The sequence below is a fragment of the Heyndrickxia sporothermodurans genome, assembly GCF_003055045.1.
In the GTDB taxonomy this organism is placed as follows: Bacteria; Bacillota; Bacilli; order Bacillales; family Bacillaceae_C; genus Heyndrickxia; species Heyndrickxia sporothermodurans.
This window is the reverse complement of record NZ_NAZB01000023.1, coordinates 113,970-136,878: the sequence shown is the minus strand read 5'-3', so window position 1 is coordinate 136,878 and position 22,909 is coordinate 113,970. Positions and strand designations below refer to the sequence as shown.

The 22,909-nt window shown below is 37.3% G+C and carries 19 protein-coding genes; 1 reads left to right on the top strand and 18 read right to left on the bottom strand.

Features of this window, described 5'->3' with window-relative positions; all coding sequences use genetic code 11:
* Positions 1-13: 13 nt before the first annotated feature.
* From B5V89_RS11835 to B5V89_RS11795, 9 genes are all read right to left on the bottom strand, one after another.
* Complete coding sequence (locus tag B5V89_RS11835) at positions 14-415, bottom strand: hypothetical protein (protein WP_108072179.1); 402 nt, start codon at positions 413-415, stop codon at positions 14-16.
* Between the two features lie 87 nt (positions 416-502).
* Positions 503-1,114 (bottom strand): thymidine kinase, encoded by a 612-nt coding sequence (locus tag B5V89_RS11830; protein WP_108072178.1) that lies wholly within the window; start codon positions 1,112-1,114, stop codon positions 503-505.
* Between the two features lie 95 nt (positions 1,115-1,209).
* Positions 1,210-1,416: a 50S ribosomal protein L31 gene (gene rpmE / locus B5V89_RS11825; RefSeq protein ID WP_066235110.1), complete on the bottom strand. Its 207-nt coding sequence runs from the start codon at positions 1,414-1,416 to the stop codon at positions 1,210-1,212.
* A gap of 182 nt (positions 1,417-1,598) precedes the next feature.
* On the bottom strand, positions 1,599-2,882 hold the full coding sequence (gene rho / locus B5V89_RS11820) for a transcription termination factor Rho (protein ID WP_066235112.1): 1,284 nt from the start codon (positions 2,880-2,882) through the stop codon (positions 1,599-1,601).
* 428 nt (positions 2,883-3,310) lie between these two features.
* Complete coding sequence (glpX, locus tag B5V89_RS11815; RefSeq protein ID WP_066235115.1) at positions 3,311-4,276, bottom strand: class II fructose-bisphosphatase; 966 nt, start codon at positions 4,274-4,276, stop codon at positions 3,311-3,313.
* 175 nt (positions 4,277-4,451) lie between these two features.
* Positions 4,452-5,738 carry a UDP-N-acetylglucosamine 1-carboxyvinyltransferase gene (locus B5V89_RS11810; RefSeq protein ID WP_108072176.1) on the bottom strand — a complete coding sequence of 429 codons (1,287 nt, stop codon included), beginning with the start codon at positions 5,736-5,738 and terminating at the stop codon, positions 4,452-4,454.
* Positions 5,739-6,046: 308 nt separating this feature from the next.
* Positions 6,047-6,697: a fructose-6-phosphate aldolase gene (gene fsa / locus B5V89_RS11805; protein WP_066235119.1), complete on the bottom strand. Its 651-nt coding sequence runs from the start codon at positions 6,695-6,697 to the stop codon at positions 6,047-6,049.
* Positions 6,698-6,799: 102 nt separating this feature from the next.
* Positions 6,800-7,657: a class II fructose-bisphosphate aldolase gene (locus tag B5V89_RS11800; RefSeq protein WP_107920563.1), complete on the bottom strand. Its 858-nt coding sequence runs from the start codon at positions 7,655-7,657 to the stop codon at positions 6,800-6,802.
* Between the two features lie 223 nt (positions 7,658-7,880).
* On the bottom strand, positions 7,881-8,249 hold the full coding sequence (locus B5V89_RS11795; protein ID WP_066235124.1) for a response regulator: 369 nt from the start codon (positions 8,247-8,249) through the stop codon (positions 7,881-7,883).
* Positions 8,250-8,527: 278 nt separating this feature from the next.
* Between B5V89_RS11795 and B5V89_RS11790 the strand changes: the two genes are divergently transcribed.
* Positions 8,528-9,046 carry a DUF2529 domain-containing protein gene (locus tag B5V89_RS11790; protein WP_108072175.1) on the top strand — a complete coding sequence of 173 codons (519 nt, stop codon included), beginning with the start codon at positions 8,528-8,530 and terminating at the stop codon, positions 9,044-9,046.
* A 22-nt stretch (positions 9,047-9,068) separates the two neighbouring features.
* On the opposite strand, the gene B5V89_RS11785 is transcribed toward B5V89_RS11790, so the two are convergent.
* The 9 genes from B5V89_RS11785 to B5V89_RS11745 all read right to left on the bottom strand — a co-directional run bounded on the left by B5V89_RS11785 (position 9,069) and on the right by B5V89_RS11745 (position 22,655).
* Complete coding sequence (locus B5V89_RS11785) at positions 9,069-10,667, bottom strand: CTP synthase (protein ID WP_108072173.1); 1,599 nt, start codon at positions 10,665-10,667, stop codon at positions 9,069-9,071.
* A 200-nt stretch (positions 10,668-10,867) separates the two neighbouring features.
* On the bottom strand, positions 10,868-11,422 hold the full coding sequence (rpoE, locus tag B5V89_RS11780) for a DNA-directed RNA polymerase subunit delta (protein ID WP_108072171.1): 555 nt from the start codon (positions 11,420-11,422) through the stop codon (positions 10,868-10,870).
* A 486-nt stretch (positions 11,423-11,908) separates the two neighbouring features.
* Positions 11,909-15,175 carry a fused isobutyryl-CoA mutase/GTPase IcmF gene (icmF, locus tag B5V89_RS11775; RefSeq protein WP_108072170.1) on the bottom strand — a complete coding sequence of 1,089 codons (3,267 nt, stop codon included), beginning with the start codon at positions 15,173-15,175 and terminating at the stop codon, positions 11,909-11,911.
* Between the two features lie 20 nt (positions 15,176-15,195).
* Positions 15,196-15,825 (bottom strand): TetR/AcrR family transcriptional regulator, encoded by a 630-nt coding sequence (locus tag B5V89_RS11770; protein ID WP_066235142.1) that lies wholly within the window; start codon positions 15,823-15,825, stop codon positions 15,196-15,198.
* A gap of 110 nt (positions 15,826-15,935) precedes the next feature.
* A complete protein-coding gene (locus tag B5V89_RS11765; protein WP_066235144.1) occupies positions 15,936-17,075 on the bottom strand; it encodes an acyl-CoA dehydrogenase in 1,140 nt (379 codons plus the stop codon).
* A 22-nt stretch (positions 17,076-17,097) separates the two neighbouring features.
* A complete protein-coding gene (locus B5V89_RS11760) occupies positions 17,098-18,228 on the bottom strand; it encodes an acyl-CoA dehydrogenase (protein WP_108072169.1) in 1,131 nt (376 codons plus the stop codon).
* A gap of 31 nt (positions 18,229-18,259) precedes the next feature.
* Positions 18,260-19,111, bottom strand: a complete 852-nt coding sequence (locus B5V89_RS11755) for a 3-hydroxybutyryl-CoA dehydrogenase (protein WP_108072167.1) — start codon at positions 19,109-19,111, stop codon at positions 18,260-18,262.
* A gap of 14 nt (positions 19,112-19,125) precedes the next feature.
* Positions 19,126-20,313: an acetyl-CoA C-acetyltransferase gene (locus tag B5V89_RS11750; protein WP_108072165.1), complete on the bottom strand. Its 1,188-nt coding sequence runs from the start codon at positions 20,311-20,313 to the stop codon at positions 19,126-19,128.
* A 227-nt stretch (positions 20,314-20,540) separates the two neighbouring features.
* The gene (locus tag B5V89_RS11745; RefSeq protein ID WP_066235159.1) at positions 20,541-22,655 is read right to left on the bottom strand and encodes a 4Fe-4S dicluster domain-containing protein; all 2,115 of its coding nucleotides are present in this window, start codon (positions 22,653-22,655) and stop codon (positions 20,541-20,543) included.
* Positions 22,656-22,909 lie beyond the last annotated feature (254 nt).

The window sequence follows — 22,909 nt, the reverse complement described above, 5'->3', positions numbered from 1 at the left end:
TCTGGCAGTTTTTTTATCTTTCTTCAATTTTTACATTAATATCGTATCTCGGTAATGCTTGAATGAGTTTTTTATGAAGTTTGGCTTCCTCTTTCATACGTTCATTTGCTGTTAAGCGATCATCCGTATGGGCTGTTACCCACATATTATTTCCATTCACCCAAACATTCGGATCATAATAATTTTTATACCGTTTTACCACATACTTCGCCTTATCTACATCCGTACCAACCGTAATTGCCGGGTCATTTTGTCTCAGATCAACCATATTAGGATTCTGATCTGTTGGGTTACTCGATATCTTCCTCATCTTATCATTTCCATCATTGGTAGTAGCACTGTCATTCAATTGGTTGGAACCACAACCCGAAAGTATAGCTATCAGAAATAGAAAACCAATTGTTTTTTTCCACATGAAAAACACCTCCATAGGAATATGTTTTCCTATGAAGGAAATGGTTATGTATTTTCAAAAACAAAAAGTCCCTATCATTGACAGGAACTATTTATTAGCAATTTGCTCGCCCGATATACTCACACCCGACGGTACTTCGTGATGGTGACGGCAACGAGCTTCATATGCTTCGGATGCCCCTACTAAAATAATGGGATCATCCGCACATGCAGGATTACCATTAATTAAGCGTTGAGTTCGACTTGCCGGAGAACCACAAACTGTACAAACAGCTTGTAATTTTGTTACCGTTTCAGCTATCGCCATTAATTTTGGCATTGGGCCAAATGGAAACCCACGGAAATCTTGATCTAGTCCGGCTAAAATAACCCGATATCCACTGTTTGCCAACGTTTGTGCAACATCCACAATTTCTTCGTCAAAAAATTGTGCTTCATCAATTGCAATGACATCGATATCCGAAGGTAGGTTCTCAAAGATATCACTAGCTTTTTCAATCGGAAGGGCAATGACAGAGGTACCGTTATGCGAAACAACTGATTCTTTACTGTATCGATTATCCAATTTCGGTTTAAAAACAGCTATTTTCTGTTTAGCAAATTGTGCACGTCGAACACGTCTAATCAACTCTTCTGATTTTCCAGAAAACATACTTCCGCAAATGACCTCAATCCAGCCAGAATGGTTCATAACATACATCTTACTCGTTCCTTTCCGATTTCAAATTGACCTTTAATTCGTATTTATAGAAATAAAAAACAGGCAAGCTTTCTTGCCTGTTTTTGATAATTATTTTATTTTTCTTTAAGACCGTATTTTTTATTGAAACGATCAACACGTCCATCAGCAGATGCGAATTTTTGACGGCCAGTGTAGAATGGATGACATTCAGAACATACCTCTACGCGAATTTCTTCTTTTACTGAACCAGTTTCAAATTCATTGCCGCATGCGCATTTAACCATTGCTTTTTTGTATCCTGGATGAATACCTGCTTTCATTCTTTTCATCTCCTTTGCCCTGAGTCATTACGAAACAGAGTTATATATTTCTATATGGTTTCCTAAGGAAAGTTTAAACAATTTTCCTACACCATTAGAATTTTTTTTACAAACACATGGATATATTATAACAAGCTATATTTTGAAATGCAACAACACAATACTTCCATTTATTCACTTTCCTACACTGTACGTCTGTTTGTTGTGTTGCCTTTCATTTCAGCTGTTAATACTTCGAAGAATTCCTCATTCGTTTTTGTTTTCTTTAATTTCCGTAAAAATCTTTCCACAAAATCTGGAGTATCTGACATAGATTTACGAATTGCCCAAAGTTTATCTAAATGTTCTTTCGGAATTAAAAGTTCTTCTTTACGCGTTCCAGATCGACGTATATCAATCGCAGGGAAAATACGTTTTTCAGATAATGAACGATCAAGATGTAATTCCATATTTCCCGTTCCTTTAAATTCCTCATAAATTACATCATCCATACGTGAGCCTGTTTCAACGAGTGCAGTTGCTAAAATCGTTAAACTTCCACCCTCTTCAATATTACGAGCTGCTCCAAAGAAACGTTTTGGTCTGTGGAAAGCTGCTGGATCGATACCACCTGATAGAGTTCGTCCACTTGGCGGGATGACTAAATTGTATGCACGAGCCAAACGGGTAATACTATCCATAAGTATAACAACATCACGTTTATGTTCTACAAGACGCATCGCTCTTTCTAATACAAGTTCAGCTACTTTTATATGATTTTCAGGAACTTCATCAAAAGTTGAGCTTACTACTTCTGCATTTACTGATCGTTCAATATCAGTAACCTCTTCAGGTCGTTCATCGATTAATAAAACGATAAGCTCAGCTTCCGGGTTATTTGTTGTTATAGAATTAGCAATTTCCTTTAAAAGCATCGTTTTTCCTGCTTTCGGAGGTGCAACGATCAAACCACGCTGTCCGAACCCAACAGGTGCAATTAAATCCATAATACGAGTAGATAGCTTATTAGGAGCCGTTTCTAATTTAATCTGTCTATCCGGATATAACGGAGTTAATGCTGGGAAATGTACTCTCTCTTTTGCCGATTCAGGATTTTCACCATTAACCGCTTCTACATGAAGCAATCCATAGTAACGTTCATTTTCTTTTGGAGGTCTTACTTTCCCAGAGACTTTATCGCCATTTCGTAAATCAAAACGACGAATTTGAGAGGCGGAAATGTAAATATCCTCTGAACTTGGGGAATAATTAATTGGTCTTAAGAAGCCAAAACCTTCAGACTGGATGATTTCAAGAACACCTTCCATAAAGAAATAGCCTTCTTGTTCTGCGCGGGCTTTTAATATCGCAAAAATTAATTCTTTTTTTGTTAATTTACTATAATAAGAAACTTTATACTCACGAGCTAATGCATATAGTTCCTTTAATGTCATATTATCAAGACTTGAAATTGATAAGCTCTCCATATCTACACCACACTTTAATTTTTTCAAAAACAAAATTTCATATCTTTATTTCATTTCATCTTAAGGGAAATCCTGTTTTATATCATGATATCGACTAAAGAAGTATTCACCTAAAAGAGATGAAGGAATGGTTGAATAAGAAGGTTTATATAAAATAAACCTGTAAGAAAATATTGAAGATTCAGAAGCTAGAGAAGTACTCTATTAATATAAATGCAAAACAATATCTATTTTAACCATATTTACAAAAAAGAATCAATACTAAGGAAGGAAATAAATTTGTACAGGTGACAAAACCTGTACAAATTTATTTTATTTTGAAGGAATTCTTTTCTTTTTAAAATAGTAATGGATCAATATTAATACAAATTGTTGATTTCCGGCTCCAATCAACTAACGGTTATATTAATAGTGATCTTTAACAAAGCTTATTTAATAACAAGATTTGGTTTCTTCTTTAAACTATGCTGCCCTTCAATGAAACGAACTGTTCCTGATTTTGCACGCATGACTACTGAATGTGTAGATCCATAGGAACCTTTAAATTGTACTCCTTTGAGTAGTTCACCATCTGTTACTCCAGTCGCAGAAAATATTGCATCGTCACCGCGTACAAGATCTTCCATTAGTAATACTTTATGAATATCATCTAAACCCATTTTTGCACAGCGCTCTACTTCGGCTTCATTTTGTGGAAGGAGTCGACCTTGCAATTCTCCTCCTAAACATTTTAGAGCTACTGCAGCAATAACTCCTTCCGGTGCTCCACCTGAACCAAATAAAATATCGACACCTGTATGATCAAAGGCCGTATTGATAGCACCAGCCACATCACCATCATTGATCAGCTTTATTCTTGCTCCAGCTTCTCGAAGCTGTGCAATAATATGCTCGTGTCTTGGTCTGTTTAAAACAGTGGCAACAACATCTTCAATATCCTTATTTTTCGCTCTTGCAACAGCTTTTAAATTATCTAAAACGGAAGCATTGATATCTATTTGTCCAACTGCTTCAGGTCCAACAGCAATTTTGTCCATGTACATATCTGGAGCATGAAGCAGGTTACCATGATCAGCAACCGCTAAAACGGAAAGCGCATTCCACCCACCTGATGCAACGATATTTGTTCCTTCAAGCGGGTCAACAGCAACGTCAACTCTCGGCCCATATCCTGTCCCTAATTTTTCACCGATATAAAGCATCGGAGCTTCGTCCATTTCTCCTTCCCCAATGACAACTGTACCTTTCATAGGGATCGTATCGAAAACATCACGCATTGCGGATGTAGCTGCTTCGTCTGCTTCATCTTTCTTTCCTCTTCCCATAAGACGGGCTGATGCCAAAGCTGCCGCCTCAGTAACACGAACTAACTCCATTGATAAGCTTCGTTCCATCACTCTTCCCCCTATATTATCAACAAAAACAGATTAGTATAACACATTTCTGTTATATTGTAGCACAATATTCGTAAATTGTGTGTACTATTTTGGAATATAGAGGGATAACATCGATTAATAGGCAAACACGTTTCGCTCAAATCAACATATTACTGTAGCATAGCCTTCCTTGTTATAAGCTTTTTTGTTGTTCCATTTCTTCTTCCGTCATCTTTTCACGCCAAATGGTTGCTCCTAATCCTTCAAGCTTCTCTACGAGATTACTATATCCGCGATCAATATGCTCTAAACCGGTTACTTCTGTCATGCCTTCTGCCATTAAACCAGCGATAACTAAAGCAGCCCCAGCTCTCAGATCACTAGCCTTAACCTTAGCCCCTTGAAGAGTTACAGGACCATTTATGATGGCAGATCTACCTTCAACTTTAATATTAGCATTCATTCGTCGAAGTTCATCAATATGTTTAAAGCGGGCTGAATAAATAGTATCCGTGACAACTGATGATCCTTCTGCTCTCGTAAGAAGTGAAGTAAAAGGCTGTTGCAAATCGGTTGGAAAGCCAGGATAGACTAGTGTTTTAACATCAACTGCTTTTAGCTTTTCGCCTTTTCCGATAAAAATTTGTTCATCTCCAACCTCGATTGGAACACCCATTTCTCTAAGCTTCGCTGTTAATGATTCTAAATGATGAGGAATGACATTATCGATAAGGACCCCTTCTCCGGCAGCAGCCCCTAGTAACATAAATGTACCTGCCTCAATACGATCAGGAATAATTGTATGTCTGCAGCCGTTGAGCGTTTCAACGCCTTCAATCCGAATGACATCTGTTCCAGCACCTTTAATCTTTGCTCCCATATTAGTTAAAAGTGTTGATACATCAATAATTTCCGGTTCTTTTGCCGCATTTTCAATTACTGTTTTTCCTTTTGCTTTAACTGCAGCAAGCATAATATTGATTGTTGCCCCTACACTAACAACGTCTAAGTATATACGGGCTCCTCGTAATTCGTCGGCACGCAAATAGATTGCACCTTGCTCATTAGTTACCTTTGCTCCTAATGCTTCAAAGCCTTTAATATGTTGATCGATCGGCCTTGGTCCTAGATGGCAGCCTCCCGGTAAGCCAATAACAGCTTTGTTAAAACGGCCAAGCATTGCTCCCATTAAATAATAGGAAGCTCGGAGTTTTTTCACCTTTCCATTTGGAAGCGGCATTGAAACCATTTTGGTCGGGTCTACTACCATATCATCACCATCAAAAGTGACTGTACCGCCTATTTCTTCGAGTAATACTTTTAAAGTAGCTACATCAGAAATATCTGGTAATCCCTCAATTGTTACAGGGGATTCAGCCAAGATAGTAGCAGGAATCAAAGCGACGGCACTATTTTTTGCACCACTAACTTTTATTGTTCCTTTTAACGGGTATCCCCCTGCAATCTTCAGTTTTTCCATTTTTGACTCCCTTCCACAACCAATGGAAATTGGTTATTTAAAACAAACTTACATTTGGTTCATTAATGACCTCTATAAATGAACAATTTACTATTCACTTATACAGGTCAACCTTTCAGCAAGGCTAAAAGGCAGAAGAAATTTCTTCTCATGAATGAACCAAAATAAACTAATATTCAAAAAACTAAACGTATATAGACTTAATCATACTCTTCGTATCACTGATAATAACAATATCATAAATGATACAATAGATTAACAATATTAGCTTTTCCAAATATTAATTTTTATAGTATAGATATGGGATTTTATCCATTTTTCTGACTTGAATTCCAATCTTGTAAAAACTGATCAATTCCCTTGTCTGTTAAAGGGTGTTTAAATAATTGATTAATTACCTTTAATGGAACAGTTGCAATATGCGCACCAGCTAAAGCAGCATCTGTTACATGTTGCGGATGACGTATCGAAGCAGCAATTATTTCTGTTTCAATTTGATGGATAGAAAAAATTTCTGCAATTGTTGAAACAAGTTCAACCCCATTATGTCCAATATCATCCAGTCTTCCTAAGAAAGGGGAGACATAGGTTGCACCCGCTCTTGCAGCCATTAATGCTTGATTCGCGTTAAAGATTAAAGTTACATTTGTTTTTATTCCCTCAGAAGCGAAAATATGTACAGCTTTTAAGCCTTCAGGAGTCATAGGAACTTTAATTGTAATATTCGGAGCAATTTTAGCTAGTTCTCTACCTTCTTTCACCATTCCTTCAGCATCTAAAGCAATTACTTCAGCGCTTACAGAACCGGAAACCAGACTAGTAATTTCCTTTAGGCGATCATGAAACGAAACGTTCTCTTTCGCTACGAGAGAAGGATTAGTCGTAACTCCAGATAAAATCCCCAATTCATATGCCTGTTTAATTTCATCAATATTAGCTGTATCAATAAAAAACTTCATTTTCTCCACCCCTAAAAATTTTAATATAGGGAAACCGCCCAAAAAAGGCGGTTTCTCAAGCTTTGCGTATTTCTAAAGATGTTAAAATATTTTTATCAGCAATTATGCTTTATTTGAGGAACCAAATTCGCGAATTTTTCCAATGACTGTTTCTTTAATTACTTCACGAGCTGGTCCAAGGTATTTACGTGGATCATATACTTCAGAATCCGCTGCAAGTACTTCACGAACTTTTTTAGCAGAAGCAATTTGGTTTTCAGTGTTTACATTGATTTTCGCAGTTCCTAAAGAAATAGCTTTTTGAATATCTTTTGTTGGAATACCAGTTCCACCATGAAGCACTAGTGGAAGTCCAGTTGCAGCACCGATTTCTTCCATTTCCTTGAAACCAAGGTTTGGTTCACCTTTGTATGGTCCGTGAACAGATCCAAGTGCTGGTGCTAGTGTATCAATACCAGTACGTTCGACTAATTCTTTACACTCATTTGGATCGGCATAAATTACACCATTGGCAACAACATCATCCTCTTGTCCACCAACTGTTCCAAGTTCAGCTTCTACAGAAACTCCTTTTGAATGAGCATATTCCACAACTTTTGAAGTAATTGCTACATTTTCTTCAAATGGATGATGGGACGCATCGATCATTACAGAAGTAAATCCTGCATCAATTGCTTCTTTACATTTTTCAAAGCTTGAACCGTGATCTAAATGAATTGCAACTGGTACAGTAATATTGTAGTCTTCCATTAATCCTTCAACCATTTTTACAACTGTTTTAAATCCACCGATATAGCGTCCTGCACCTTCAGAAACACCAAGAATTACCGGAGACTTTTCTTCTTCAGCTGCTTGAAGAATCGCTTGTGTAAACTCTAAATTATTAATGTTAAATTGACCTACTGCATAATGCTCATCTTTCGCTTTATTCAGCATTTCAGTCATTGAAACTAATGGCATGACTTGTTTCCTCCTTTGATATTCGTCAAAATGGTTTATTTCATCCTAAGTTAGGCAGGTCATTAAACCATAAAGGTTTTCTAAAGTGTCTTCTTCTATAGATTAAACAAACAATTTGACTTCATACAAGTTAAAATTTCATTTTCATCATACCAAACTAATTTTTCTTTTTCCAATGAACTTTATTGGATTTTGCAAAGATAGAATTTTGCATTTTTTCATTCTATTTTTTAACAGGCAAATGATCTTTTACCGCTTTTCTTATATCATCAATATCAAACGGTTTCGCAAAATGAGTTAATGCCCCTAAATCTTTTGCCTCTTGAATCATATCCAATTCACCGTAAGCTGTCATAATAATTACTCGAATATTAGGGTCAAGTACTTTCATTCGTTTCAAAATTTCAATACCGTCCATTCCCGGTATTTTCATATCTAGCAGCACAAGATCAGGTGCGTATTTTTTTGTAATTTCTAATGCTTGTGCTCCATTTGCTGCTTGAAATGTTTTGTACCCTTCTTTTTGCAAAACTTCATTTAATAAAATACGAATACCAAATTGATCATCCACAATTAATATTTTTTCCTCCATTAAAATCCCCCCAAATAAACCTTGTCTAAATTTTCAATATGATCGGCCTTGTATATTTAATTTGGAAAATCTGGTTAATTGAGAAAATTTTCTCTTTACTCTTATTGTATTATACTAAAAAATTAATAAAATTTTTACACTTTTATTTTGCTTTTACAAAGCTTTATGTATCATCTACATATGTGTATTCTATTAATGTTAATCATTTTCCTGCACAAATAGGATTATATGCTAGAACAAATATTTTTATTATCTCGTTTTTAAGGAGTGTTAATTTTATGAAGATGTTTTTAACCCAAGTTAATGGTTTATTTTCAAGAATTTATGAAAAAGAACAGTTTTCCATCGAAGATAGTGCAAGGTTTTTAGCTCAAGCTGCTATAGGGGAAGGAAAAATATATATTAAAGGATTTAATGAAATGGAGGCTGTTACATTAGAGGCTTTGGAAGGTGCGGAGCGATTGAAAGGTGCTTTGCGGCTTACGAAACTGGATGATGTGTCTGACACGGATCGTGTTATTCTTCTATCAAGGTTTTCCAATGATGCCGAGGCATTAGCTCTTGCTGAAAAACTTGAAATAAAAGGTGTACCTTTTATTTCCATCTGTGGTGACGTGAAAAGTGATGAAAATGATTTGTCTAAACTAGCGGAAATACATATTAATACTACTCTATTAAAGCCTATGCTTCCTACAGAAAGCGGCGAGCGAATTTGCTTCCCAACCTCTATGGCCGCATTGTTTATTTATCATTGTATTAAGCTTACTTTCGATGAAATTATCGAAGAATATAAATAAAAAATCCCATTAAGGGATTTTTTTATTTATTATTTAATGCCGCTCCAATAAATCCACGGAACAATGGTTGTGGGCGAGTTGGTCTAGAAGTGAACTCTGGATGGAATTGTGATGCAACAAACCATGGGTGATCCTTCAATTCAACCACTTCAACAAGTCTCCCATCCGGACTTGTCCCCGAGAAAACAAATCCTGCTTTCTCCATTTGTTCACGATACTCATTATTGAATTCATAACGATGACGATGACGTTCGTTAATCATTTCATTTTGATAAACTTCATATGCCTTTGTTCCTTTTTCAATTTTACAAGGATATAGTCCTAAACGAAGTGTTCCACCTAAATCTTCGATATCCTTTTGCTCTGGGAGAAGATCGATAATTGGATAATTTGTATTTGGGTCAAGCTCTGCGGAGTGAGCCCCTTCAAGCCCAAGAACATTTCGTGCAAATTCAACGGAAGCTAGCTGCATCCCTAAGCAAATACCAAGGAATGGCACTTTGTTCTCACGCGCATATTGAGTAGCATAAATTTTTCCCTCTACGCCACGATCGCCAAATCCACCAGGAACTAAGATTCCATCAACATCTTTTAATAAAGATTGAACGTTTTCCGCTGTGACATGTTCAGCATTTATCCAATCAATATCAATATCCGCATCATAAGCATATCCTGCATGTTTTAATGCTTCGACTACAGAAAGGTACGCATCTTGTAATTCTACATATTTACCAACTAAAGCTATTTTTGTTACTTTTGATAAATTCCTTACCTTTTCTACAAGCCCCACCCATTCAGTCATATCTGGTTCATGACATTGTAATTTCAAATGGTCACAAACGATTTGATCGAGGTTTTGGTCACGTAGGGCCAATGGAATTGAATATAAAGTATCTGCATCTCTGGACTCAATTACTGATTTTTCATCAATATCACAGAATAGCGCTATTTTATCCTTCATATCTTGAGAAATAGGCATTTCCGTACGAACAACAATTATATTTGGCTGAATACCAAGGCTGCGCAGTTCTTTTACACTATGTTGTGTTGGTTTTGTTTTCATTTCACCAGCCACTTTAATATATGGCACAAGTGTACAATGGATATACATAACATTATCGCGACCTACATCACCTTTAATTTGACGAATAGCCTCCAAGAAAGGTAATGACTCAATATCTCCTACCGTTCCTCCAATCTCTGTAATAACAACATCGGAATCTGTTACTTCACCTGCTCGGAACACACGACTTTTAATTTCATTTGTAATATGAGGGATAACTTGTACTGTACCTCCAAGGTATTCGCCACGTCTTTCTTTTCTTAATACCTCTGAATACACTTTGCCTGTTGTGACACTGCTATATTTCGTTACATTAATATCGATAAAACGCTCATAGTGTCCTAAATCCAAATCTGTTTCAGCACCGTCATCTGTTACAAACACTTCACCGTGCTGATATGGACTCATCGTTCCGGGATCGACGTTAATATACGGATCAAATTTCTGCGTTGTCACTTTCAATCCTCGATTTTTTAATAATCTTCCTAAAGATGCAGCAATAATTCCTTTACCAAGTGAAGAAACAACCCCACCGGTTACAAAAATGTATTTTGTCACTTTTCTTCCCCCTTCTATTTGATGTTATTGTGTCACAATATTGTATCAGTTAATCTGATAATTAAATTGATTAAGTAGGGTTAAAAAAATAAAAATGCCCCCCTTATTTACTAAGGGGAGCATTAGAATATTCATTCTTCGTCCTTTTTAAGGAGCCCAAATAAAATACTACCTTCCTAATGGAAAGAAGTCAAGAAAGATTATTTTTCCTCTTCTTCCTCTTCTGGGTCAAGATCATCTTCTTCATCTTCACCTAGGTCATAATCGTCTTCGCCAATTAATTCCTCATCATCTTCAAATACTTCATCATCATCTTCATCAAAGTCTTCGTCATCTACTTCTTCATCATCATCGATTAGATCATCTTCATCCTCAAAGTCATCTAAATCATCATAATCAAGATCTTCATCATCCAGTAGATCTTCGTCTTCCTCTTCGACAACCTTTTTCGATTTTTTCTTTTTCGTTTTAACAGGCGCTACTACTTCTTCGTCAATTTGATCATAAGGATACCATATACGTAAGCCCCATCTGTTATCACCTAGACTGATGAATCGTCCATCAATATTTAAGTCTGTGTAGAATTGGACCATTCGAGAGCGCATATCCTCCATTGGTATACCTAGGAGATTAGCAATTTCCTCAACTAACTCATTAAAAGATAATGCTTGTTTGTTTTGCTCTAAATATTGATAACCTAGCTCAATAAGTGACATTTCACGTAATTCTTCTTTTGATAATTGCTGTAAACTCAACTTTCGCACTTCCTTTCTCTATTTCAAACTCCTATATATTAGGAGCAAAAAAGGGCAGAGTTTAAAAATAATTGCAAAATACATACTTACCATTATAAACAAATTCAAAACATTTATGCTAGCTTTAAAACGCCTTTTAGAATGTTTTTTGTAAAAAAAGAATGTAACTCTTTACTTTTTTTTAGAACGTATACTTATTCCAAGATAAAAAAGAATAATAGACAAAATTAAAAAGGGAACCGCACCTAGCTGTTTCATATAAAGAAAGTATCCAAAAATAAAAAAAGCAATAATACCGATTATTTTCAGTAAGTTCTTATAATGCATTTTTTCACATCCCGTTAGGCACTGTACCACTTCTTCGTTGTTTATTCATATCTATCTAGATTTTACCTTTAATTCACATTAGCATTCAATAGCTACACAATTATTTTCGGAAAAACTCCTTAGCATTTGTATACTAAGGAGTTTTTTGATCATTTTCACTTACATATTTCTTCTATATTGACCACCGACATCATACAAAGCTTTTGTAATTTGTCCTAAGCTAGCTACTTTTACCGTCTCCATTAATTCCGCAAAGATATTTCCGCCATTCATTGCAGTATTTTTCAATTGTTTTATCGCCTGTTCAACTTTATCGCTATTTTTTTCTTTAAATTTGTTTAAGTTGCGAATTTGTGTTTCCTTTTCTTCTTTCGTAGCGCGAGCTAGTTCAATGCTGTTCATTTCTTCTTCTGTAGGCGGGTTAGGATTTAAATAGGTGTTAACACCGATGATTGGTAATTCTCCGCTATGCTTTTTCATTTCATAATACATCGACTCTTCTTGAATCTTTCCACGTTGATACTGCGTTTCCATTGCTCCTAATACACCACCGCGATCATTCAAACGATCGAATTCAGCAAGAACCGCTTCCTCAACTAAATCCGTTAACTCTTCAATAATAAATGACCCTTGTAATGGATTTTCATTTTTCGTTAATCCATGCTCTTTCGTAATGATCATTTGAATCGCCATCGCCCGCCTTACCGATTCTTCGGTAGGGGTGGTAATCGCTTCGTCATAGGCATTCGTGTGTAAAGAATTACAATTATCATGCAATGCCATTAGTGCTTGTAAAGTTGTTCGAATGTCGTTAAAGTCAATTTCCTGAGCGTGAAGTGAGCGGCCAGATGTTTGAATATGATATTTCAGTTTCTGGCTTCGTTCATTCGCTCCGTACTTATCTCTCATTACCGTCGCCCAAATCCTTCTTGCCACACGTCCAATCACGCTATATTCAGGATCAAGTCCATTAGAAAAGAAGAAAGATAGGTTAGGAGCAAAATCATTTATATCCATTCCTCGACTTAAATAATACTCAACATAGGTGAAACCATTAGCTAAAGTAAAAGCAAGCTGTGAGATAGGATTAGCTCCTGCCTCAGCAATGTGATACCCTGAAATCGAGACAGAATAATAATTACGTACTTTATGATCGATAAAGTATTGTTGAATATCCCCCATCATTCGAAGGGCAAATTCGGTTGAAAAGATACACGTATTTTGTCCTTGATCTTCTTTTAAAATATCTGCTTGAACGGTACCTCTTACAACTTGTAACGTCGATTCTTTTACGGTTGTATACTCCTCTAACGTTAAGCTTCTTCCGAGTTCTTTTTCCTTAAATTGCACTTGCTGATCAATGGCTGTGTTCATATACATGGCTAAAATAATCGGTGCAGGCCCGTTAATAGTCATCGAAACAGATGTCGATGGGTGACATAAATCAAATCCTGCATAAAGTTTCTTCATATCATCAAGTGTACAAATACTTACACCCGATTCGCCAACTTTCCCATAAATATCTGGTCGATAATCCGAATCCTCGCCATATAATGTTACTGAATCAAAAGCAGTGCTCAAACGTTTTGCCGGATCATTTTCCGATAAGTAGTGGAACCTCTTATTCGTTCGTTCTGGTGTTCCTTCACCTGCGAACTGCCGCTTCGGATCCTCGCCTTCGCGTTTAAACGGGAATACACCTGCCGTATACGGAAAAGAACCGGGAACATTTTCTTTATATACCCATTTTAGAATTTCTCCGTAATCCTCATACTTTGGTAAGGAAACTTTCGGAATATCTAGTCCTGACAAGCTTTTGGTCGTCAACTCGGTAATAATTTCTTTATCGCGAATTTTCGTTACAAACTGTTTTCCGGAGTATTTCTCCTTTAATTTCCCCCAATTATTGATGATGCTTTTTGATTCTTTTGTTAGACTTTCGTACACGTCATTTTTCAATGCTTCCAAGGAAGAAATAACATCATCATTTGTTTCCTTTTCCCGAACCGCTTGAAGTGCGCCTTCAAGTTGGAAAAGCCTTCTTGCCAATCGTACTTGCTCCTCCGCTTTCTTATGATAGTTTCGCACTGTTTCGGAGATTTCCCTTAAATAGTAACGACGGCTATTCGGAATAATCACATTCTGTTTTTCCACAAGAGCATCTTTCGAAAAAGGAACCTCCCAATTCGTAGACATTTTTTCATTAATTTTTTCTACAAGTGCGGCAAATAGCGCATTTGTACCTGGATCATTGAACTGACTTGCGATCGTTCCGTAAACGGGCATACTTTTTAAATCTTTATCAAATAGTAAATGACTTCGTTGATATTGTTTCTGGACTTGGCTTTTGGCGTCTTCAGAACCTTTCCGTTCAAATTTGTTGATCACAATTAAATCTGCAAAATCGATCATATCGATTTTTTCGAGTTGTGAAGGTGCACCAAATTCGCTCGTCATTACATACATAGCAATATCACTTATTTCAGCAATCTCTGCATCCCCTTGGCCGATACCGCTCGTTTCAACGATGATCAAATCATATCCTGCTGCTTTTACTACATTAATCGCATCTCTTATAGCAAGTGATAATTCAGTTCTTGAACCCCTTGTCGCCAAACTTCTCATATATACTCGTGAATGAAAAATTGCATTCATTCGAATTCGGTCACCTAGTAAAGCTCCACCCGTTTTTTGCTTTGTTGGATCAATCGATAGAATAGCTACCTTTTTATCCGGAATCTCATTGAGAAACCGGCGAATAAGTTCATCTGTTAAAGAGCTCTTTCCCGCTCCCCCTGTACCTGTAATACCAACAACAGGTGCCTTTTTCGCTAATAATTTTATTTCGTCAAATGCTGTTTCTACAGAGGAGGCAACTTCTTGTTTTGCACCAATTTGATTTTCCGCAAGTGTGATAAACTTAGCTACTGAACGGATATTCCCCTCTTTTAACTGATTTATCTCATCTGTTAGTTGGCTTGTAATAGTAGGATAATCACATTCTTTCAGCATGATGTTGATCATCCCTTGAAGACCAAATTTCCGCCCATCATCCGGTGAAAAAATCCATGCAATTCCATATTCATGGAGTTCCTTAATTTCACGCGGAATAATAACCCCGCCTCCACCACCATAAATACGAATATGTGAAGCGCCTTTTTCCTTTAATAAATCATACATATATTTAAAATATTCAACATGGCCACCTTGATATGATGAAATAGCAATCCCTTGAACATCTTCTTGGACAGCTGCATTGACAACTTCCTCAACCGACCGATTGTGTCCAAGATGAATGACCTCTGCCCCGCTTGCTTGCAGAATTCTTCGCATAATATTGATTGATGCGTCATGGCCATCAAATAAACTTGATGCAGTTACAAAGCGTACAGGATTTTTTGGTTTATAAATCTCAACCGTGCTCATTCTTCTCCCCCTGTTCCATACTAAATTTCAAACCCGGCAATACCCTTAAAAAGTAAGTTCGTTTGTAATTCAATATATTCTTCTTTGGAATAATTCTTTTTGAGTGCCCATCTTCTAAATCCCCACATTTGTCCTTGAACAAAAATATTATGAGCTAATAAATCGATATGTGAATCATCCATCATCAATTCACCATTTTCAATGCAACGGCGAATTAAAGTTTCAAACATGCCTACCATTTCCATTTCCTTTTTTAACACATATGGGAGCGCATCTTTCGATAATGATTTTGCCTCCTGGTACATAACCAAAACCTCATCTTGCATTTCGTTCATAATGTTAAAATAGTAGGCGATTCCAAGCTTTAAACTTTCAAGAGTGCCCTGTTCCAAATCCATCCCTTGCAGACGCTCTCGAACCTGGTCATAAATACTATCACAGACAAGATATAAAATATCTTCCTTCGTTCTGATATATTCATATAAAGTGCCGATACTAAAACCAGCCGCTTGGGCAATTTCCCTCGTTGTCGTTCGATGGAATCCTTTTTCCTTAAAAAGTGCTACCGCTCCCCGAATCATTTGGGTTCTTCGTATATTAACAAGTCGCTCATCCTTTACAGACGCATGAACAGCTCTTTTTTTACTCAGAAAACATCACCTTCTCCCGATACAGATGAAGGACCTCCCCACGTTCCTTATCTGCACATCACTATCTATTAAAAATACCCCTTTATGACTGTTTTTTCATGACGATGTTGTTATTTTGTTAGCATTCTCGAGATTACCAATCGTTGAATCTCTTGTGTACCTTCATAAATTTGTGTGATTTTTGCATCACGCATGAATCTCTCAACTGGATAATCCTTTGTATATCCATAGCCACCAAAGATTTGCACCGCTTCTGTCGTAACTTTCATTGCTGTATCACCAGCTAAAAGCTTAGACATCGCTGATTCCTTGCCGTATGGCAAACCATTTGATTCAAGCCATGCTGCTTGATAGGTCAATAGGCGAGATGCTTCAACACTTGTTGCCATATCAGCAAGTTTAAAAGAAATGCCTTGATTCGCAGCAATTGGTTTCCCAAACTGATGACGTTCTTTTGCATATGCGACAGATGCATCTAATGCTCCTTGAGCAATTCCTACCGCTTGTGCAGCTATTCCGTTACGACCGCCATCAAGAGTCATCATCGCAATTTTAAAGCCATCCCCTTCTTGACCTAGTAAATTCTCTTTTGGAACTTTACATTCCTCAAAAATAATTTCAGTTGTCGGTGAGGAGCGAATACCTAATTTTTTCTCCTTTTTCCCTACAGAAAAACCTTCAAAATCTTTCTCAATAATAAACGCGCTCGTTCCTTTATGTTTGCTAGATGGATCTGTCAATGCAAAAACAATATAAATATCCGCTACTCCGCCGTTTGTAATAAAAATTTTCGATCCATTTAAAACATAATGATCACCTTCTAAACGTGCAGTCGTGCGCATGCCACCCGCATCCGACCCTGAACCCGGCTCGGTTAATCCATAAGCGCCAATCTTTTCACCCTGTGCCATTGGTTTTAAATACTTCTGCTTTTGCTCCTCGGATCCAAATTTATAAAGTGGCCATCCAGCTAAAGAAGTATGGGCAGAAAGAGTAACTCCAGTAGATGCACAGACCCTTGATAGTTCCTCAACTGCTATGCAATAAGCTAAATAGTCGCTGCCGATTCCACCATATTCCTCGGGCCAAGGGATCCCTGTTAAACCTAACTCAGCCATTTTATCGAAGATTTCTCGATCGAAACGCTCCTCTTCATCACGTTCAGCAGCACTTGGAGCCACTTCTTTTTCCGCAAAATCGCGAACCATTTTTCTAATCATTTCATGCTCTTCTGATAAACGAAAATTCATAATTTAGTTCCTCCACTTATTGTTATAATTGTTTGCTTATTACGATTCGTTGTATTTCACTTGTTCCTTCATAGATTTCAGTAATTTTCGCATCCCGGAAATATCTTTCTACCGGGTAGTCCTTTGTGTATCCATACCCGCCAAAGATTTGAATTGCTTCTTTCGTCGTTTCTACTGCAGTTCGTGAGGCGAATAATTTAGCCATAGAAGCTTCTGTTTTGCAAGGAAGACCTAATGATCGTAGATTAGCTGATTGATAAACTAACAGTTTAGCCGCCTCTACATTTGTTGCCATATCAGCAAGTTTAAATCCAACTCCTTGTTGAGAAGCGATAGGCTTGCCAAATTGGATTCGCTCTTTCGCATATTCTATCGATTTTTCAAGAGCGGCTTCAGCAATTCCTAAGCTTTGAGCCGCAATGCCAATTCTTCCGATATCCAAATTGGCTAGTGCTATTCTCATCCCTTCTCCTTCTTTTCCAAGTAGATTTTCAACAGGAACGGCCATGTCGTCAAAAGTAAGCTGTACAGTACGAGACCCATGAAGTCCCATTTTATGTTCATCTTTTCCTATGATTAAACCGGCAGTATTTTTCTCAACGATGAAAGCCGATATGCCATCTTTTCCTGCTGTTGAATCGGTCACGGCAAAAACAATATACGTATCAGCTTCACCTCCGTTTGTAATAAATACTTTTGAACCATTGATAATATAGTGATCCCCTTTTTTAATGGCTCTTGATTTTAAATTTCCCGCATCGGACCCTGCGCTAGGCTCTGTTAAGCAAAACGCTCCCAAATATTCACCAGTTGCCAGCTTCGGAAGATACTTTTGTTTCTGTTCCTCTGTACCGAAATAAAGAATTGGATTCGTTCCTACTGATGTATGGACTGAAAGAATGACACCGATTGTTGCACTAACTCTTGATAACTCGTGAATCGCAATAATATAAGAGGTAAAGTCCATCTCAGATCCGTCATACTTTTCTGGAACGGTAATACCCATTAGCCCTAATTCCGCCATTTTTCGTAAAATAGCCCTTGGGAACTCTCCTTCTTCCATCTTTTCTATGAAAGGGGCAATTTCTGCTTCTGCAAACTCATGAACCATTTTTCTCATCATTATTTGCTCTTCGTTGAAATGTAGATTCATCATGGTCTCCCCTTAGTTCTTTCAAAAATAATTAGTTATAAATATAAAAGCCTCTTCCTGATTTCTTCCCTAGCCACCCAGCTTTTACATACTTTCTTAACAATGGGCAAGGTCGATATTTGTCATCACCAAAGCCTTCATGTAATGTTTCCATAATGTATAAACAAGTGTCCAAACCAATAAAATCAGCTAGAGTTAGTGGTCCCATCGGATGATTCATCCCGAGCTTCATTACCTCATCGATTGCTTCCTTTGTTGCAACCCCTTCATACAAGGTATAGATCGCTTCATTAATCATCGGCATGAGCACACGGTTAGAAACAAAGCCCGGAAAATCGTTTACTTCGACTGGAATTTTTGATAACGATTTTGTCATGTCCTCTACAGCCTGATATACTTCATCAGAAGTTGCTAGACCGCGAATAATCTCAACTAATTTCATAACTGGGACCGGATTCATAAAATGCATACCAATGACTTTTTCCGGACGATCGGTGGCTGCTGCAATTTCAGTTATCGGCAATGAGGATGTATTGGAAGCTAAAATCGCATGATTTGGCGCGTATTGATCCAATTCTTTAAAGATTTTACTTTTCACTTCCATATTTTCAACGGCAGCTTCAATGACAATATCAACATTTTCAGAGTCTTGTAGATTCGTAGACGGAATAAAATTTGAAAGAACTTTGTCTTTTTCTTCTTCTGTCATTCTCCCCTTAGTAACCTGCCTTGAAAAGTTTTTAGAAATGACTCCTAATCCTTTTTGAACAAATTCCTCTTTTAAATCATTTAAATAGACGATGTATCCCGCTTGTGCGCATACTTGAGCGATTCCGGATCCCATTTGCCCAGCACCGATCACCATTACTTTTTTAATATCCATTCGCGTCTTCCTCCCTAGTTTTTCTTCACTTCAATTAATACCGCGTCTCCTTGACCACCACCGGAACAGATAGCAGCTAGCCCTAATCCGCCACCACGGCGTTTAAGCTCGTAGATAAGTGTCAAAATAATTCTTGCTCCGCTCGCTCCTATCGGATGTCCCAGGGCAATCGCTCCTCCGTTAACATTCACCTTTTCAGGATCCAAATGAGCGATTTTACTACTAGCAAGTGATACTGCGGCAAAAGCTTCATTTATTTCAAATAGATCAATTTCCTCTACCGCTTTTCCTGTTTTCTTAAGTAGTTCATTAATGACTAAACCAGGTGTTTGCGGAAAATCCTTCGCTTCAACCGCAATGGCTGTATGACCTATAATTGAGGCTAACGGCTCCAAACCCATTAATTGAGCCTTTTCTTCGCTCATTAGAACCATAGCTACAGCCCCATCATTTACCCCTGGTGCATTACCTGCCGTAATTGTCCCATCTTTATCGAAAACGGGTGGTAATTTTGATAATTTTTCTAGGGATGTATCACTTCTTGGTGCCTCATCATCTTTAACAATTAGCGGAGTTCCTTTTCGTTGCGGAATCTCTATAGACACAATTTCTTCTGCAAACTTTCCTTCTTCAACTGCTTTTACAGCCCGTTCATGGCTTCGTAATGCCCATGCATCCTGTTCTTCCCTTGAAATACTAAATTCGCTGGCCGTCCGATTTCCATATGATCCCATATGAACACCTGAGAATGAACAAGTTAAACCGTCATATATCATTAAATCTTTTAAAGGAGCATCACCCATTCTTAAACCAAAACGGGCATTCGGTAGAATATATGGTGCATTGGACATCGATTCCATTCCACCAGCTACAATGATCTCTTCATCACCTAATCGAATAATTTGATCAGCTAACGTTACACTTCGCATTCCGGAAGCACATACTTTATTAATCGTTTCCGTCTTTACTTCCCATGGAATATCTGCCAATCTTGCAGCCTGCCTTGAAGGAATCTGCCCTTGCCCCCCTTGCAGAACAGAACCGAAAATTACTTCACCTACATTAGCAGGTTCAACTTTTGCTCTTTTTAAAGCCTCTTTAATTGCAATTCCACCTAATTTAGGTGCAGTTAGCGAACTTAACTTACCTCCAAGCTTGCCGAAGGGAGTTCTTGCCCCACCCACAATGACTGTCTTTGCCATTTTATCCACTCCTTCATAAGTAATTTCGAGAAATCGCTTACAAAACATTGACTGAACGCTCGCTCAACAACTTGGTTTACAAAAAGGGACTAAAAAGCCCCTTTTTGTGCCCTATTCCTACTAAATGTCTATAAAACTATATTAACTGAAAAGTTGTAAGAATTGAAACATTTTATTAAAAATTGCCAATAAATTTTATGTTCAATTTCATCGAAATAGAACATTAATTATGATGCGAGATTTTGTTCTGGCTCACCACAAACTGCCTTTTCAAGTAATTCTGCGACATCATATGTTTTGACTGTTTCTTCTACTTCCTTCGCTTTCGTACCATCAGACAGCATTGTTAAACAATACGGACATCCAGAACTAATGATAGAAGGGTTCACTGCTAAAGCTTGTTCAGTACGAGAGACATTAATGCGGTGACCCGTATCTTCCTCCATCCACATTAAACCGCCTCCAGCTCCACAGCACATCCCTTTTTCTCGGTTACGTTCCATTTCAACTAGCGTAACACCAGGAATCGCTTTTAAAATTTCCCGAGGTGGATCATACACATCATTATATCTTCCTAAATAACAGGAATCATGGAACGTAATTTTTTCATTCACTTCATATTTAGGTTTTAAGCGCCCTTCTTTAACTAGTTCATAAAGAAGTTCTGTATGATGATAAACTTCCGCTTCTAAACCAAAGTCAGGATATTCCTTTTTAAAGATGTTATATGCATGAGGGTCAATTGTGACGATCTTTTTCACTTCATTTTTCTCAAACTCGGCAATATTTTGTCCGGCTAATTCTTGGAATAAGAATTCATTTCCTAATCTTCGTGGTGTATCTCCCGAGTTTTTCTCTTTATTACCTAAAATTGCAAATTTCACACCTGCTTCGTTAAGAAGCTTCGCAAAAGATAATGCGATTTTTTGACTGCGGTTATCAAAAGACCCCATCGATCCAACCCAGAATAAATATTCGAATTCCTCGCCAGCTTTTTTCACATCTTTTACAGTTGGTACATGAACATCTTCACGGGCATCTCGCCAATTTTCACGTTCTTTCCGATTAAGTCCCCATGGATTTCCTTGACGTTCAATATTTTGCATTGCACGTTGAGCATCTGCATCCATTTTTCCTTCTGTTAATACTAGATAACGTCTAAGATCGATAATTTTATCAACATGTTCATTCATAACCGGACATTGATCTTCACAGTTACGGCATGTTGTACACGCCCAAATTTCTTCTTCGGTAATGACGTCTCCGATAAGATTTGGAGAATAATTTAAAGCAGCAGCTGATTCTTCTGCCCCTTGTCCAGCACTTGCTAATGCAATTTGATTTCCTTTTGTATTAGAAAATGCGAAAGTTGGTACCCACGGTTGTTTCGATGTTACTGCCGCACCATGATTCGTTAAATGATCCCTTAATTTAATTATTAAATCCATTGGGGATAGCATTTTTCCTGTCCCTGTTGCCGGACACATATTTGTACAACGTCCACATTCCACACAAGCATATAAATCAATCAATTGTAATTGGGAGAAGTCTTCGATCTTTCCTACACCGAATGATTCTTGGGACTCATCTTCAAAATCAATTGAATTCAGTTTTCCTGCACCATCTAAACGATTAAAGTACACATTTGCTGGTCCGGCAATTAAATGTGCATGCTTCGATTGTGGTACATAAACAAGGAATGAGAGTAGGAAAATTAAATGGATCCACCAAGCGATATAGAAAATAACGATCGATGCTGTTTCACCTATCCACCCAAATGCTTGTGCGATAAGTGATGCAATTGGCTCCGTCCACGATACTTCTTCACCGTGCCAAATTATTCCCATCCCATTTCCTATTAGCACAGATACCATTAAACCACCAATAAATAAAAGAACAAGTCCAGATTTGAAGCCTCTTTTTAAACGAACTAATTTCTCAATATAACGACGGTAAAATGCCCAAACTACTGCAACTAAGATGACGAGTGTGACAATTTCCTGGAAGAATGTAAATCCTGCATATAATGGACCTAACGGTAAGTGTGATTCAGGTGCAAGACCCTTCCAAATAAAATCAATTGCCCCAAATTGTACAAGAATAAAGCCATAGAAGAACATCACATGGATCGCGCCACTTTTCTTATCCTTCAAAAGCTTTTTCTGACCAAACACATTGACCCAAATCTTTTGTAGACGTTCTTTGACCCGATTATCGAATTCAACTTTTTTGCCTAGCTTAATATATTGAATTCTAGTCTTTACTACATAAACAAATAACGAGATTGCGTAAACGGTTACAAATAGAAAAGCAATCCAATTTACCCAAAGTAACCAAGACATATAATAAACTCTCCCCTCCAAAGAATAACTTTAGGATTTAAAACCCCTAATTTTCTGAATGTTACTTACTTACATTATATAATGAATGAGCATTCAGTCAATGACTTTATTCAAAGTTTTTTGACTTTTGCAATGTAATTTTTTCTTTTTATGTATAAGAGCGATGATATTCCCTTATTTTATTATACGCCGTGAAATTTGAATTTTTCAAAAATATTATAAATCGGCTATTTTTTATGTTTCTCTAAATTATG